This window comes from Hominiventricola aquisgranensis, assembly GCF_040096225.1.
GTDB classification, from domain to species: Bacteria; Bacillota; Clostridia; order Lachnospirales; family Lachnospiraceae; genus Hominiventricola; species Hominiventricola aquisgranensis.
The window spans coordinates 1-14,957 of sequence record NZ_JBBMFC010000022.1 but is presented as its reverse complement, the minus strand read 5'-3'; the positions used below and the strand labels follow the sequence as shown (position 1 = coordinate 14,957).

The 14,957-nt window shown below is 41.5% G+C and carries 18 protein-coding genes, 1 tRNA gene and 1 pseudogene; 16 read left to right on the top strand and 4 right to left on the bottom strand.

The genetic code is table 11. The features are described from left to right. Positions 1–139: 139 nt before the first annotated feature. Genes WMO62_RS11860 through WMO62_RS11850 form a run of 3 tightly spaced genes read left to right on the top strand, consistent with a single transcriptional unit; the run spans position 140 to position 2,023 of the window. Positions 140–517: a GntR family transcriptional regulator gene (locus WMO62_RS11860; RefSeq protein ID WP_349144791.1), complete on the top strand. Its 378-nt coding sequence runs from the start codon at positions 140–142 to the stop codon at positions 515–517. Next, positions 514–1,359: an ABC transporter ATP-binding protein gene (locus tag WMO62_RS11855; protein ID WP_349144790.1), complete on the top strand. Its 846-nt coding sequence runs from the start codon at positions 514–516 to the stop codon at positions 1,357–1,359. The genes WMO62_RS11860 and WMO62_RS11855 overlap by 4 nt, the downstream gene beginning before the upstream one ends. A 1-nt stretch (position 1,360) precedes the next feature. Then, positions 1,361–2,023 carry an ABC-2 transporter permease gene (locus WMO62_RS11850; protein ID WP_349144789.1) on the top strand — a complete coding sequence of 221 codons (663 nt, stop codon included), beginning with the start codon at positions 1,361–1,363 and terminating at the stop codon, positions 2,021–2,023. 145 nt (positions 2,024–2,168) lie between these two features. On the opposite strand, the gene WMO62_RS11845 is transcribed toward WMO62_RS11850, so the two are convergent. Together WMO62_RS11845 and WMO62_RS11840 are read right to left on the bottom strand one after the other, a co-directional pair. Further along, positions 2,169–2,242: transfer RNA gene (locus tag WMO62_RS11845), tRNA-Val, on the bottom strand. Between the two features lie 54 nt (positions 2,243–2,296). Further along, positions 2,297–3,196: a LysR family transcriptional regulator gene (locus WMO62_RS11840; protein WP_349144788.1), complete on the bottom strand. Its 900-nt coding sequence runs from the start codon at positions 3,194–3,196 to the stop codon at positions 2,297–2,299. A gap of 117 nt (positions 3,197–3,313) precedes the next feature. Between WMO62_RS11840 and WMO62_RS11835 the strand changes: the two genes are divergently transcribed. Beyond that, on the top strand, positions 3,314–4,786 hold the full coding sequence (locus tag WMO62_RS11835) for a sodium-dependent transporter (RefSeq protein WP_349144787.1): 1,473 nt from the start codon (positions 3,314–3,316) through the stop codon (positions 4,784–4,786). A 148-nt stretch (positions 4,787–4,934) separates the two neighbouring features. Here the strand turns inward: WMO62_RS11835 and WMO62_RS11830 are convergent, their stop codons facing one another. Further along, positions 4,935–5,870, bottom strand: a complete 936-nt coding sequence (locus WMO62_RS11830; RefSeq protein ID WP_349144786.1) for a carbohydrate kinase family protein — start codon at positions 5,868–5,870, stop codon at positions 4,935–4,937. Positions 5,871–6,124: 254 nt separating this feature from the next. On the opposite strand from WMO62_RS11830, the gene WMO62_RS11825 reads away from it, so the two are divergent. The 3 genes from WMO62_RS11825 to WMO62_RS11815 all read left to right on the top strand — a co-directional run bounded on the left by WMO62_RS11825 (position 6,125) and on the right by WMO62_RS11815 (position 8,897). Then, positions 6,125–6,511 (top strand): hypothetical protein, encoded by a 387-nt coding sequence (locus tag WMO62_RS11825; protein WP_118438724.1) that lies wholly within the window; start codon positions 6,125–6,127, stop codon positions 6,509–6,511. A 402-nt stretch (positions 6,512–6,913) separates the two neighbouring features. Then, positions 6,914–8,044 (top strand): MotA/TolQ/ExbB proton channel family protein, encoded by a 1,131-nt coding sequence (locus tag WMO62_RS11820; protein ID WP_349144785.1) that lies wholly within the window; start codon positions 6,914–6,916, stop codon positions 8,042–8,044. Further along, positions 8,034–8,897 (top strand): OmpA family protein, encoded by an 864-nt coding sequence (locus WMO62_RS11815; RefSeq protein WP_117496002.1) that lies wholly within the window; start codon positions 8,034–8,036, stop codon positions 8,895–8,897. Before WMO62_RS11820 ends, WMO62_RS11815 begins: the two co-directional genes overlap by 11 nt. Before the next feature lie 104 nt (positions 8,898–9,001). On the opposite strand, the gene WMO62_RS11810 is transcribed toward WMO62_RS11815, so the two are convergent. Further along, positions 9,002–10,744 (bottom strand): ABC-ATPase domain-containing protein, encoded by a 1,743-nt coding sequence (locus WMO62_RS11810; RefSeq protein WP_349144784.1) that lies wholly within the window; start codon positions 10,742–10,744, stop codon positions 9,002–9,004. A gap of 153 nt (positions 10,745–10,897) precedes the next feature. On the opposite strand from WMO62_RS11810, the gene WMO62_RS11805 reads away from it, so the two are divergent. From WMO62_RS11805 to WMO62_RS11770, 9 genes and pseudogenes are all read left to right on the top strand, one after another. Further along, positions 10,898–11,467: a hypothetical protein gene (locus WMO62_RS11805; RefSeq protein WP_349144783.1), complete on the top strand. Its 570-nt coding sequence runs from the start codon at positions 10,898–10,900 to the stop codon at positions 11,465–11,467. Beyond that, positions 11,448–11,816, top strand: coding sequence for a hypothetical protein (locus tag WMO62_RS11800; protein WP_349144782.1), 369 nt, complete (start codon positions 11,448–11,450; stop codon positions 11,814–11,816). Before WMO62_RS11805 ends, WMO62_RS11800 begins: the two co-directional genes overlap by 20 nt. Before the next feature lie 13 nt (positions 11,817–11,829). Next, a complete protein-coding gene (locus WMO62_RS11795) occupies positions 11,830–12,336 on the top strand; it encodes an immunity 42 family protein (protein ID WP_349144781.1) in 507 nt (168 codons plus the stop codon). Between the two features lie 367 nt (positions 12,337–12,703). After that, the gene (locus tag WMO62_RS11790) at positions 12,704–13,084 is read left to right on the top strand and encodes a DUF4186 domain-containing protein (RefSeq protein ID WP_349144780.1); all 381 of its coding nucleotides are present in this window, start codon (positions 12,704–12,706) and stop codon (positions 13,082–13,084) included. 1 nt (position 13,085) lies between these two features. Then, positions 13,086–13,454 (top strand): zinc ribbon domain-containing protein, encoded by a 369-nt coding sequence (locus WMO62_RS11785; protein WP_349144779.1) that lies wholly within the window; start codon positions 13,086–13,088, stop codon positions 13,452–13,454. A gap of 21 nt (positions 13,455–13,475) precedes the next feature. Next, entirely contained in the window at positions 13,476–14,207 is a 732-nt protein-coding gene (locus tag WMO62_RS11780) for an AlkZ-related protein (RefSeq protein ID WP_349144778.1), read from the top strand. Between the two features lie 12 nt (positions 14,208–14,219). Continuing rightward, positions 14,220–14,612 carry a pyridoxamine 5'-phosphate oxidase family protein gene (locus tag WMO62_RS11775; RefSeq protein ID WP_349144777.1) on the top strand — a complete coding sequence of 131 codons (393 nt, stop codon included), beginning with the start codon at positions 14,220–14,222 and terminating at the stop codon, positions 14,610–14,612. After that, a pseudogene (locus tag WMO62_RS15930) lies at positions 14,613–14,732 on the top strand (IS607 family transposase); the annotation flags it as partial. After that, positions 14,698–14,957, top strand: a 260-nt coding sequence (locus tag WMO62_RS11770; RefSeq protein ID WP_435390497.1) for a helix-turn-helix domain-containing protein, incomplete at its 3' end; no start/stop codon positions are given. The pseudogene WMO62_RS15930 and the gene WMO62_RS11770, both read left to right, overlap by 35 nt.

Sequence of the window (14,957 nt, the reverse complement as noted above, 5' to 3'; positions counted from 1 at the left end):
AAATAGATTTATATGACCGTCGAATTATTCTGATAGATAATTCGACGGTATTTTTATATAATTTTACAGATAAACAGCATATAACAGTTGACAACAGTTCTATGCTGTTATATACTGTTTATTACAAGGAGGAACTCATATGAACTTGATTATCAATCATTCCTCAATGGAGCCGATCTATGAGCAGTTATCCAGACAGTTCCGGGCATTGATCAGTACCGGGCAGATGAAAGAAGGCGAGCCGCTTCCTTCGGTGCGTGCTCTGGCCAAAGAGCTAAAGATCAGCGCATTGACGGTCAAAAAAGCCTATGACGATCTGGAGCAGGCAGGATTTGTCAGAACCGTACATGGCAAGGGGAGCTTTGTATCATCCGCCTGTCAGGAATTATTTTTAGAGCAGCAAAAACAGGAAGTAGAAAATCTGCTTGAGCAGGCGGTCCGAAAAGGACGAAGCCTTGGTCTTAGCAATCAGGAGCTGACTGATACATTTGAACTCATATTGGAGGATTTATCATGATCAGATTAGAGCATGCAAAGAAAACATATTCGGACTTCCAGCTGGATTGTTCCATGGAGATAAGAGAAGGACAGATTACCGCATTGATCGGTGCTAATGGAGCAGGTAAAAGTACGACTTTTAAGTTAATTCTTGGACTGATCCGTCCAGAGAGCGGTGAGGTAGCTGTTTTTGGGCATCCAGTCAGTGAACTAACGATAGAGGAACGGCAGCAAATTGGTGTGGTACTGTCAGATGCGGGATTTTCTGAATACCTGACGATCAAAGATCTGCTCCCGATTCTGGAAGCTCTGTATCCGGTTTTTGATAAGGAGCGGTTCTGCAATTACTGCGAACGTTTTTCACTTCCCATGGATAAAAAAATCAGGGAATTCTCTACAGGTATGAAAGCCAAATTAAAGGTACTTACAGCAATCTGTAACAGAGATGCCAGACTGTTGATTCTGGATGAGCCTACCGCCGGACTGGATGTGATGGTAAGAGAGGAGATTCTGGATCTGCTGCGGGAGTTTATGATTCCAGGTGACCGGTCAATCCTGATCAGTTCACATATTTCTTCAGATCTGGAAGGATTGTGTGATGATATTTATCTGATCGATCATGGGCAGATTCATTTTCATGAACAGACAGATGTGCTGCTGGAGCAGTATGGAATCCTGAAAGTGACGCCGGAGCAGTACGAAACACTTGACAAAGAATGGATCCTGAAGGAAAAGGAAGAGTCGTATGGCTATGCGTGTCTGACCAATCAGAAGCAGTACTATATGGAGAACTGGCCACAGATTGCTGTTGAAAATGGCAGTGTTGATCAGGTTCTGATGATTATGGCAGGAGGGAGATAGCATGAAAGCTCTTTTTATCAAAGACTGGAAATTATTGAAAAATCAGGGAAAAATGTTTGGCGCTGTGCTTGTTTTTTATGGGTTGTTGGCTGTAATGGACAACAGCATGGGACAGTCTATTCTTGGATTCTTTCCGTTTTTATTCGGACTTTTTACCATCAGTACAATAAGCTATGACGAATACCAGCATGGTATGACCTATCTGATGACTTTGCCGATCAAGCGAAAAACATATGTAACAGAGAAATATCTGTTTGCCATGGCACTGGCAGGAGCAGGCAGTCTGCTGATCCTTATACTGGAACTGCTGTATCATGTCATCAGGCATCGAACGATGACAGAAGTCGTTATGTGGGAGATCCTGAGCAGTACATGTTTCATGATTCCTGTTGTGATTCTCTTCCTTGCACTGGCACTTCCGCTGAATCTTAAATTTGGAAGTGAGAAAGGAAGGAGTCTCTTCAGCGGTATGATGCTTGGTTTCTTTCTGAGTGGGATTGTCGGTGTAAAGAAACTGAAAGGGTCATTACTGCTGGAGCAGATACAGACACTGCTGCAAGCGAAAGGATTACTGCTGGTGCTTGTCGGGATACTCATCTATGCATTAATACTTGGGATATCTTATCGAATCTCTGTTCGGATTATTGAAAAGAGGGAATTTTAGAAAATGAAATGGCAGCATATGATTAACGTAAGAATATTATGTTAAGTATATGCTGTTTTTATAGTTTATTCAGTAATTTACAGAACTATGCAACACGAAATGCAACATGAAAATAAAAAACCCCGAGATTTCGGGGTTTTTTACATGGAAGTAATGGGGCTCGAACCCATGACCTCTCGCGTGTGAGGCGAACGCTCATCCCAGCTGAGCTATACTTCCTGAACAAAGAATATTATAACACTTCTTCTTCAAAATGCAACAGTCGGATTCAATTTATTCAGCACCTCTGATCCGCAGGACAAATTTCTGGAGAGCTTGTCCGGCATTGTCTGATTTCCAGACTGCAATGATCTCTTCGTATTCTTCTTCTCCGACCAGTGGAACGAAGACAAGATTATCGGCATCTTTCAGCTTATTTGTTACGTAAGCAGGCAGAATGGAAATGCCTTCCTCGGCGGCTACCATCATAAGAATACTTTCGGCATCAGAGGAGCGGAACAGAATATCCGGTTGATATCCCGCTTTTCGATACAACTCCATAAAATGGCTATCCCCGAAGGAATCACCCACACCGGAGGGAGACATGTAGAGAATCTGTTCACCTTTTAACTCCATACGGTTCAATGTATGACGGCCGGAAAGGGGATGACCGGCATAGAGTGCAACGATCAGCGGAACTCGTTCTACCAGCCGGTGACAGACTTGATCCTCCAGCAGAATATTGGTGCTGTCCCAGGTAAAGATCATATCATAATCGCCGTTTAACAGACCAGCCGCCAGCATATCGGTATCGCAGCGGCTGCAGGTGATCAGAATGTTCGGATATTCCTGGTGAAAGCTGCGGAGCAGATTAGAAAGATTGCTTCGTTCATAACCTTTGGTATAACCGATTCGCAGAGTTCCCACCAGTCCGGTGGAAGCATCACGTACCCGGCTGACTGCCATATCCATCCGTTCCAGAATGGCCCGGGCTTCATTTAAAAACACATTTCCTGCTGGGGTCAGCATAATGGGGCGGCGGGAACGGTCAATGAGGGTCACGCCCATACTTTCTTCCAATGCCTGGATCTGCTGGGTAATCGCTGTCTGGGAGATGTAAAACTGATTGGCAGCTTTGGTAAAGCTCCGGTATTCTGCCACGGAGATAAAATATTTCAATTGATTGATGTTCATAGATATCTCCTGATAATATAAGTTTTTCTTATTCTAATATAAAAATCGTGTGGTTGCAAGGGTGACAGGAACATTTTATAATGATTAAATGTTATATATACGGAGGGAGTATAGAGTATGAAACGAGAAAAATTCAGTTCCAGACTGGGATTCATCCTGGTTTCCGCAGGATGTGCCATCGGAATTGGCAACGTATGGAAATTTCCGTACATGTGCGGTGAATACGGAGGAGCCGCATTTATTTTAATTTACTTATTGTTCTTATTGATCATGGGTATTCCGGCTATGGTCTGCGAATTTTCCATTGGACGCGGAAGCAAGAAGAGCGTAGCTATGGCATTTGAACAGCTGGAGCCAGCGGGCACTTCCTGGCATCTGATGAAATATATCGGTATTTTCGGCTGTTATCTTCTGATGATGTTCTACACCATGGTTGGCGGCTGGATGATATATTACTGTTTCAGAAGTCTAAGGGGTGATTTTTCCCAGGCTGATCCGGAATACGTTACCAATGCATTTGGATCCATGCTGGCTGATTATCCGACCATGATCTTCTGGACCGTCCTGATCTGTGTCATCGGATTTATCGTATGTAAATTTGGGTTGCAGTCCGGTATTGAGAAAGTAACAAAAGTTATGATGATAGCGTTGCTTGCGATCATGGTTGTATTGGCGATCCATTCGGTGTTCCTTGAGGGAGCAGTGGATGGCATTCGTTTCTATCTGGTTCCTGATTTCCAGAAGATGGTAGAGACCGGTATTGGAAATGTGGTATTCGGAGCCATGAGCCAGGCATTCTTCACCCTGTCCCTTGGTATCGGCGCTATGATGATATTCGGAAGTTATCTGGATCATTCCAGAAGCATGACAGGTGAAGCAATCAATATTACGATCCTTGATACTTTTGTAGCACTGACCGCCGGTTTTATTGTTATTCCGGCATGTTTTTCCTATGGAATCGAGCCTGGAGCAGGACCGAGCCTTGTATTTATCACTCTGCCCAATATTTTTGCACAGATGACCGGTGGATTTTTATGGAGCGCACTGTTCTTCCTGTTCCTGACCTTTGCAGCACTGAGTACGATTATTGCTGTATTTGAAAATATTATTGCATTTGATATGGATCTGTTCGGATGGTCCCGTAAGAAAAGTGTGGCAGTCAGTGCAGTCCTGGTGATCCTGCTGTCCATGCCTGCTGTTCTTGGCTACAATCTGTGGTCTGGTATTCAGCCGCTGGGAGAGGGCAGTACGATCATGGATCTGGAAGACTTCATCGTATCCAATAACCTGCTTCCGCTGGGAAGTCTTGGCTATGTTCTGTTCTGTACCAGAAAGAACGGATGGGGATGGGATGGATTTATGGATGAGACAAATGCCGGTGAGGGAATCAAATTCCCGGCCGCACTGCGCGCTTATGTGACCTGGTTCCTGCCACTTTTGATCGCGTTCATCTATCTGAAAGGTTATTACGATATGTTCAGCGGAAAAGACACTCTGACATTCGTCTGCTGGATGATCGCAGCAGTGGTATTCCTTGGGTTTATCTGCTGGTGTGCATGGAAAAAAACAACTGCAAAGAAAGCTGTATAATGGAAGATCGGTAAATATGCAGATCTGTAGATAAAAAATAGAACTCCGACGAGAATTGAGTGATTAAGGTACTCAATATCCTGTCGGAGTTTTTTGATTGTCCGTACCAGCCCTGGAGTATGGTGTCTATCACAGGGGATAGCAGCTTTTACATTTCAAGTCCAAATTCCGCAGGCAGAAAGCGAGGACATACATTTTCAGAAGAAGTGATCACAGAAGCTGCCAGACGGGTACCTATCTCAACGGCTTCTGGAAGAGTTTTTCCGTATGTCAGTCCGCTGGCAACACCTGCACAGAAGGAATCACCTGCACCAGTGGTATCTTTTACAGATACATTCTTAGGTGGGCAGAACCCCCGCAGTCCTTCGCAGTCCGCATAGACAGAGCCTTTTCCACCCATAGTAACAACCATAGAAGGAATGTTGCCGTTTTTCAGACAGTCTGCCAGAATCTCCTGAAGTTCTTCCTGGCCTTTTTCGCTGTAATCATCGGAGAAGAACATGCCAGCTTCCTGCTGGTTGCAGATAAAGCAGTCGAATTTCTGAAGAAGATCACGGCGTTCCATAGCAATACTCATGTTGCTGACCACACCATACAGCTTCCGGTCATATTTCTCGCAGAGCTGCACCACTTTTTTTACAATATCCTTATCCATATCAACTTCGATTACCACAGAATCAGCCTCTGCGAAGATCTCGTCCCCTTTTTCCTCTAAGGTATCCATGATCGGCAGAAGGTTTGGTCTCTGAGAAATAGAGCCAGCTACATCGCCGTTGTGATCAAATACGGCAAGCCAGGTTCCCATTCCATTGGGGATTGTCTGCATATATTCGGTGTTTACTTTATGATTCTTCAGCTTGTGGATGACATCCTCACCCAGTGCAGAGTCATCTACAATACCAAGAAATGTAGGGCGCAGCTCAAGATTGGCAATGTCCTCCACCACGTTCCGGCTTACTCCGCCATGAACATATTCTACCGTTCCTGCATTCCGTCCGTCCGGAATATAAATATCCTCCGGAAACCCTTTGATATCAACAAATACTGCTCCTAATACAACGATTCCGTTTTTACGAATTGCCATCTGAAAAACTCCCTCACTATTGTTCTCTTATTATCTTTTTCCTTAGAATGAAAACTAATTATAGCATGTCTGTGTACATAAAGTAAACAAGGAAATGACAGGTCACTCGCTTCATTTGTAGAATTCCGACTGCATGAAACAGAACATATTTTCCGAACAAATATTCGATTTATCTGTTGACAAACATGTGTTCTGATACTATAATAAGCACATAGAACAGATGTTTGGTTCTTGATAAAAGGAGAGTGAATGAAATGTATGCAGCACAGACAGTTCAGAGAGAAGATATGAGAAGAGAGCGCAGAGCAAGAGCACTGAGAAAGCAGCGAGAAAAGAGAAAGATGATCCTGCTGATTGTGCTGACACTTGTAGTAATATTTGTGATCGGTATGGGATTCGGTTCCATGATCACCAGAGCAAAGGAACCGGCTGCGCCTGCTATGTATAAATATTATGCGAATGTGGAGATCCAGGACGGAGATACTCTGTGGGATCTGGCAGGAGATTATATGGATGCTGCACATTATGAGGATCGCATGGATTATATTAATGAAGTTATGACCATCAATGGCATGCATGATACATGCCTGATCGAAGGACGGAAGATTATTCTTCCATATTATTCTGACGAGCTATTATAAGGTTCAATTTTGACACGACAACAGCAAAATGCTATACTGGGCAGCAAAGACAGTAGCGTGAGGTTACTTGGCTGCTCGTATGGAGTTATGTGAAATAATCGTATCAGATGGAGAATCAATATGTTCAGAAAAATTGGAGAAGAAAAGGCGTTTGACGCTATCTTAAATCAAATTATAGATAATATTCAGGATGGAAATATTAAAGGAGGGGATGCCGAAAGCATTTGACAAGAGAGTTGGTCCGGCGGTTGCAAAAGCAGTGGCCGAGGCTGCAAAGAAGACGGGTGTTGCACGTCTTTAAGATTTTGTTAAGTTTGTTTTAAGATTCATGCGCTTCCATTGTCCCTCCTTCTAAAATATGGTAAAGTAGTTCTATCAAATCATATACGAAGGAGGGCATGCATGAAACGCAAATCCTATTATTTTCTGTTTGTCTTATATATTCTGATGTTAGGATTTATTCTGTACATCAATGGAGTCTTTACGGGGGAAATCGGCTCCATCAGTAATTTTGCTATCAATCTGACATTTTTCATTCTGATCGGTATTCTGATGATTATTTCCGCTGTATTTTTCAACCGGTTAAACCGGGCAGGTGACGCACTGGAACGGGTAGCTAAGAGTATGAGTACCCAATACGAAGTATCTTCTGCAAATCTCTGGAGTCAGTATAAAGAAAAAGAGAATGTGTTTGAAGATAGTGTTCTTGACGCACAGTTTGCTAAATATCAGAGACGAATCAAAGCCCATACAACAAAAAAGGGAACGGTTACCTCTGCCTGCAGTGTGGAAGAATATATCAACGAGGATCTGCTGGATCAGATTGCAGGGACACACTATAATTCCGTAGTCTCTGGAACGATGTCCGGTCTAGGTATTCTTGGTACATTTCTGGGACTGACTCTGGGAATGCTTTCTTTTACCGGTAATGATATTTTTACTATTTCTGATAATATTGCACCGTTATTATCAGGTATGAAAGTGGCATTCCATACGTCCGTATATGGAATCTTCTTTTCACTGGTATTTAACTTTGTGTATCGTGGAATCATGGCAGATGCTTATACAAGGCTGACTACATTTTTGGAGACATTCCATGAGTGCACAGAGCCGCCAGTGAGCCAGGTAGACGAGAACATGAATGCCATGCTGATCTATCAGGCAAATATGGCGAACTCCATGAAGTCCATCATGGAACTGATGAAATGCAATGAGGAAAGTCAGATCAAAGGTCTGGACAAGATCGTGCAGCAGTTTATGAACCAGTTGTCCGAATCTCTTGGAACTGAGTTTGACAGTCTCGGAAGAAATCTGAAAGATGCCTGTGAGGCGCAGAGTACATATGCCCGCAATTTTCAGCGACTGGAGGAGAGTACCCGTCTGCTGCTGGATGCAAGCCGCGCTATGCAGGATTCTATGCAGCTTTCTCTGGAACGCCAACAGCATGTAGAAGAAAAGCTGAACCGGGCATGTGAAAACCTTGGCAATGAATTGTATACGTTTCATCAGATGAGGGATTTATATGAAAAATAAGCGAAAAGGGAGAGAAGTGTTTCAGGCTCCAAGCTACTGGCAGTCTTATTCTGATATGATGGCAGCACTTTTACTTCTTTTTGTGCTGATCATTGCCATTACGCTTGGCATCTACAAGATGAAGACTACAGACTTGGAACAGGCGGAATTACAATTGAACAACACCAGAACAGAACTGGAAGAGTCAGAGAAAGAACGGCAGGCATCCCTGCAAAAACTGGAAGATGCTTATGCCAGGCAGACGATGACGGAAGAAGAGCTGCAGTCAGCTTATCAGATGATTGATGAGGCAAGAGATGAATTGAACAGTGCCAAAAGCGAACTGCAGGATATTGTAGGAATCCGGACAGATATTATTGGGGAATTACAGACGAAGTTTTCCAACTCTACCATGCAGGTAGATCCTCAGACCGGTTCCATCAGTTTTTCTACAGATGTGCTGTTCAAATATAACAGTGCTACACTGACCGCGGCTAGTAAAAATACCTTGAAGGAAGTAATTCCCATGTATTTGGATGTGCTTCTCCAGGATAATTTCCGCCCATATATTGCGGAGATCATTATTGAAGGTCACACAGATACAGTCGGAGATTATCAGAGTAATATGACACTTTCTTTCAATCGTGCCAACTCGGTTGCGAAGTTCTGTCTGAACTCATCCAATGGACTGAGTAAGGAAAATATCAAAGTACTGGAACAGTTATTGACGGTGAACGGACGCTCATTCAGTGATCCGGTTTATAAGGCGAACACAGATATCGTAGATATGCCGGCTTCCAGACGTGTGGAGATCAAATTCCGACTGAAAGAAGATGAGATGATCCAGAAGATCACAGAAGTGTTGAATCAGTAGAGAGAACGATATAGAAAATACACTACATAACAAAAAAGCAAGGTCATCACAAAATCCATGTGGTGACCTTGCTTTTATAACGCATTATTAATTAAAACTGATTATTATCCTCTGAACCGGTTCAGGCAGGCATAGAGTTCCTGTATCCGGGGCTTTGCAAGTCCGCAGGGAATATAGGAGCTGCAAAATGGAAGCCAGCCCTTCTGATCCATCAGTTTCATCAATTGTTCTGCAGTCTCCTGAACGGTTTTTTGACCGTCGATTATCTGTTCGAGTCCATATCGCAGGAAATAAGAAAGTGCAGCTGTCTGCTCTGCGTCTACAAGCTGTTCCACGTAGCGCAGATCTACCGTCTCTTTATCAATGGAAAAAGAATCCTTCCCGTAGAGTTTGGTTTTCATATGCTCATGAGACGTTGTCCGGCTGTTCAAGTCTCCACGGTTCCGTCCGCATCGAGATCTTCTGGAATCCTCTGTACGGCGGAAGGGTGGGATAGTTCGGTCGAATTTTGGAACCTGAAAATCAGGTGCTTCTGTCCGAGGAGTCGGATAATTATTACAGAGAGCTTTTACTTTCTCTGTGATCTCGACTGGATGATAATTGTCCATCTGGATCACATGATCCGCAATATAGAAGAAAGCACCGGAACTGCCAGCCACCAGAATGGTGGAAACACCAGCTCTTTCATACAGATTTCTAGCACGCTCCAAGAAGGGTGTGATTGGTTCCTTTTCCCGGCTGATCACCTGTTGCATGAACTCATCCCGAAGCATGAAGTTGGTAGCAGAGGTGTCCTCGTCAATTAAGAACAGATGTGCACCTGCCTCCAGACTTTCGATCACCCCGGCTGCCTGAGAAGTACTTCCACTGGCGTCCATGGAAGAGAAGCAGGTTGTATCCTTCTTATTGGGAAGATCATTGATAAACATGGAAATATTTACATTTCGTACGGATCGTCCATCTTCAGCCCGCAGCTTGATAGCGGTAGCGTCTGTGATGACAAATTCCCGGCCATCACCGTAAATATGGTTGTATACGCCGGTCTGTAAAGCTTCCAGAAGGGTTGATTTACCATGGTATCCACCACCCACAATCAACGTAATACCTTCCGGAATCGCCATTCCCGTGACAGCTCCTATATGTTTTAGAACAAACGTTTGTTCCATGGAAGCAGGAGAGCAGAAGGGAATGGGATCCTTCATAGGCAGATCGGAAACACCGCTTTTTCTCGGAAGAATCGCACCATTTTTCACAAATGCTTTCAAATGGTGTTCCTGAAGCAGTGCCCGAAGCTCCTGCTGGTCTTCATAGAGATGAATGGCTGTTTCCAGCTTCTTTGCATCCAGCTTTTTGAAAAAGAATGTATTTTCAACACAACGTGGAAGAAAATCAAACAGGATCTTCTCCAGCTCACCGGCATTGATGGATCGACCAAATGCCGGGAATCCTACATGGAATCTGGCGATGATCCGGTCATCGAGCACCTGACAGGCAGAACGCTCCAGCACTTCCTGCCCGCAATGGGTTGTAGAGATCAGACCACTTTTTCCGGATCCCTTTGCTTTAAAATTATATGTTTCGAACTGAGCAGACAGACACCTGGTCAGATGATCTGCCAGTGCGATCCGGGCATCCGCTGAATCCAGATAAGCAGAAGGAAATCCAGCCTGTCTGTGAAGAATCTCTACATGTAAGCTGGACGGGGATGCGAATGGATCACCTTGTACATGATCGATGGCTAATATAAATCGCTCAAACTGATAGTTTCCGGCCAGAGATTTATATGCCGGATAACCTTTATGATCTATGGCGCGTAAACTGGTACGCAGGTCATTGGATGATTTCATAATCAAATACTCCCTGAAAAATAGTCGTTCTTAAGAACAATTCCGTGTAACATTTTATCACACAAAAAAAGACTTTCAAGCATCAATCCGCACAAATTTTCCTTGTGAAAGAAGGCTGACAACAGTACAATGGATAGAAAGGGGAGATGTGCGATGGGGATGAGTATCAGGCAGTACAAAGTGAAAAAAGAGAAAATTGAAAAGCAAAATTTATCCATAGAAGATTTCACCTGGAGGTTCAATCATTTTGTAAGCAATCCGAAAGAATTGAAAATGACAGGTTTTGTAGGAAAAATACATGGAAATATGTTTTGGGTCAAATATTATCCAGAACATGTAACTATTAAAAATTTATTTGAACTATACTCGCCGACAATCATGCAAGGAAAAATTTGCAGATCGGCAAATGGTATTTGCATTGAATATTATTATGATAAAGATGAATTGGTCTACGCACTTTCCTATGGTGCCATTGGCTTTATATTATTTATGATATATAAACTTATAAAAATCGGATTAGGATTAGATTACAGTATGATTCAGTCGCTGATTGTATCTGTGATTTGTTTGATACCATTTGTAACAATTCCGGTTTTGGGAATCTGGTTATATATGAAACCTTCGAAGGCTTCGCAGGACAAATTAAAGAAGGCTTTATTAGAAGATATGTTGGGGATTTATAATAGTGGGGAAAAAGCGTCAGATGAAAAATCCAATACTTGAACATGTAAATTTATTTGCAAAAGGTCTTATAGTAACAGTTGGAATATTTGTTTTAACAATCTTTATATCCGGTTTTTATGAAAAGTATTTGCTTAATATAATGCCAGTATGTGTTACATGGATTTTTGCAGTATTTACAATACTTTGGCCGTTCATCGGCTTAACCATAACACTTATGAAATCAATCAAGTTTATTATTAAAAACATTTTATTAGCTGATTTATCAGAATACAAATTAGCACCCAAAGAAATGTATTTTATTGGTGTGGTTTTAGAATGTTTTGGTGTTATCGCTTGCATATATATAATCTGGTGTCAAATACATAATATTATAACGGGAATTACATAAGGGAGCAGATGAGATGATAATAGGAGATCCATACAAATTTGCTATTGATATGCAAAAAATAGAAGAGTGGAATTATTCTGGAGATAATACGTTTCTTAATGGGGTATTGTTATTTTTTATTGATGGAGCTATATTTCCAACAGAGATAAGAACAGCTACGCTTATAAGTGAATTAGAACCATTGAAAAATGTATTAGAAAATCCGATTATTGATAAAAGATTGTTTAATATGGAAAAAGGAGATGCCTATATGGAATTGTATGATTTGACTTTTCCAGAAAACGACGCAGACAATAATTATGGGTACCATTTGACACCTGCATCACTTTCAGAAGATCATTGCCATGTGTTTTGCGTCAGTGATGGATTAAAAACCAGAGTTTTAGGGGCGCATTTAGATTATCTGTTTGATAGATCAAGGCATAATTTAGAGAACATTCAAGTAAAAGAAGGTGTGGTTTCAAAAGAAGATGTTATTCGGATTATTAAATATATTGATCAGTTATTAGAGAAACGTTAAAGATTTTCCTAAATAATAGAAAGACGAGGAATTGATATGAAAATCTGGAAGTTAAAATTTAACGTAGAAGAATATGATAGTCTGGTTCCAGTGAAATATTCACTTGATAAATTTCAAATTTTTGATGGTAAAAAAAAGAAAGTTACTGGATTCCATTGCCTGTAAAAAGAATGGAACCAGAAACAGGGTTAGATTTAGGCGATGCATCTGGTTTTATGGGTTTTCCGGCATTTAATCAAAAAGATTTGAATGATAAAAATGATAGAGATAATATGGAGCAGAGCTATTGATTGTATTATAACAAGGAAGAAACTCATTCAATAACGCAAAATAGCTGTGTTCTTGGGGCAGAAAAGAGTGATGTGATGTGACAAAAGAAGAATGGTATACACAATTATTTGAACATCTCGGAAATTCAAAATTTCGGAGCAGTTTTCACCTGAAGCAAAAAGACATTGATTATATCAAGGAAAAAGGTTTGAAAACTATAAGAGAACATGCGATGGATTTCATTGCCAAAAGAGAAGCACCTGCAGTAATTCCCAATGATGGGAAGCAGACACCGACCAAAGGACATCCAGTCTTTATTGCCCAGCATGCAACTGCCACCTGTTGCCGGGAATGTATCAGAAAGTGGCATAAAATTCAACCAGGCAGAGATTTGAGTCAGATTCAACAGGAATACCTAGTAGATGTGATCATGACCTGGATCCAACAAGAACTTGATAGCTACGGAGTGGAAGAATAATATGTTTTTTATGATGGGAATTACGGATGGAAGAAAAGATTTGGACTTTTCGCAGCTTATTACATGTAATATTTGTGGGAAATATGGAAGCTTTCATGTGTTTATGACCTATACAGTGTTGTCACTATTTTTTATCCCATGTTTTAAGTGGAACAGGCGCTATTATGTAAGGACAAGCTGCTGTAATACTTTATATGAATTGGATCCGGAAGTAGGAAAAGCGATTGCAAAAGGTGAGAAACCTAAGATACTGCCAGAACATCTGGAAAAAATCAATCAGGGAAGGCATTCCTTCCGGCGGTGCTCTTACTGCGGATATGAGACCACAGAGGATTTTGTTTACTGTCCCAAATGTGGGAACAGATTTTGATGTGAAAGAGGGACAATGGCCATGGGAAACGAATCTGGGACATGGATCATGTATGGAGTGGACTGGGATGATCCAGAATGCCTTCGGACTGTCGAAGATACAATAGACTATATAAATGAAATTGGGTTTCTTCCTCTATTTAAGAATGAAATCCCAGGATTTTCTCTGGAAGAGAGAACGGTGCCGGCACACTGGTGGTGCGAGGATCCAGAAAAAGATCCCTGGATGTGGAGAGCTATCATTGCAAGAAAACATGATATTGTCTATGGAAAATTCTTTGATAAAAAGGCGGGATTCATATCAAAAAAGTGGTTGCCTGTGTTCGCAAATTACCGAAGGGACGGCTATGATTTTGATGCCCTATATGAAGATGGAAAGGCACCATATAAACATAAAATGATCATGGATCATTTTATAGAAGATAAGGCAGAATCCGAGATCTTTTCAAATCTATTAAAGAAACAGGCAGGATTTGGAAAAAACGGAGAGAAAGGATTCGATGGCGCGATTACAACACTTATGATGCAGCTCTATCTTTGTAACTGTGATTTCCGGAAGAGAGTAAATAAAAAAGGGGAAGTATATGGTTGGGATGTGGCAGTATACTCATCTCCGGAACATATTTATGGCTACGACTATGTGACATCCTGTTATAAAGAGGATCCGCAGAAGTCATGGAAACGGATCGTGGATTATATGCATGAGATTTATTCGATCGCAACGGATAAACAGATAAAGAAAATACTGAAGTAGGAGGATCTGACTATGGAACGAGTAGAAAAATTTTTAAAAGAAGCCGAAACCTATTACCTGGCAACAATGGAAGGTGATCAGCCAAGAGTCCGGCCATTTGGTACAATCCATATTTTTGATGGTAAGCTTTATATCCAGACGGGTAAGAAAAAAGAGGTGTCTAAGCAGTTACATATCAACCCGAAAGCAGAGATCTGTGCATTCAAAAATGGGGAATGGTTACGTGTATCTGGGGAACTTATAGAAGATGACCGTCGGGAAGCAAGACAATCTATGCTGGATGCATATCCCTCCTTGCAGAAAATGTACTCGGCCGATGATGGAAATACAGAAGTATTTTATTTTCGGAATGTTACGGCAACATTTTCTTCTTTTACGCATGAGCCAGAGGTAGAGAAATTTTAATTTTCCTGTAGATTGTATGGACTTCGTAAGTATAAGAAGCAAATAGAAGGAGATGAAGAAATTGCTAAAGAGCTTCAAGACGGAAATCAATCCGACAGTCGAGCAGAAAATCAAAATTAACAAGACCATTGGCACTTGCAGATATGTATATAATTTTTATCTTGTTCATAACAGGAATTTACATGATCAAGGTGATAAGTTTATGACAGGCAAGAGTTTTAGCGTATGGCTTAATAATGAATATATTCCAAACCATCCTGATAAAGCGTGGATCAAAGAGGCTTATTCAAAAGCGGTAAAGAAGTCCATTGAAGATGGATGTACTGCATTCACAAGATTTTTCAA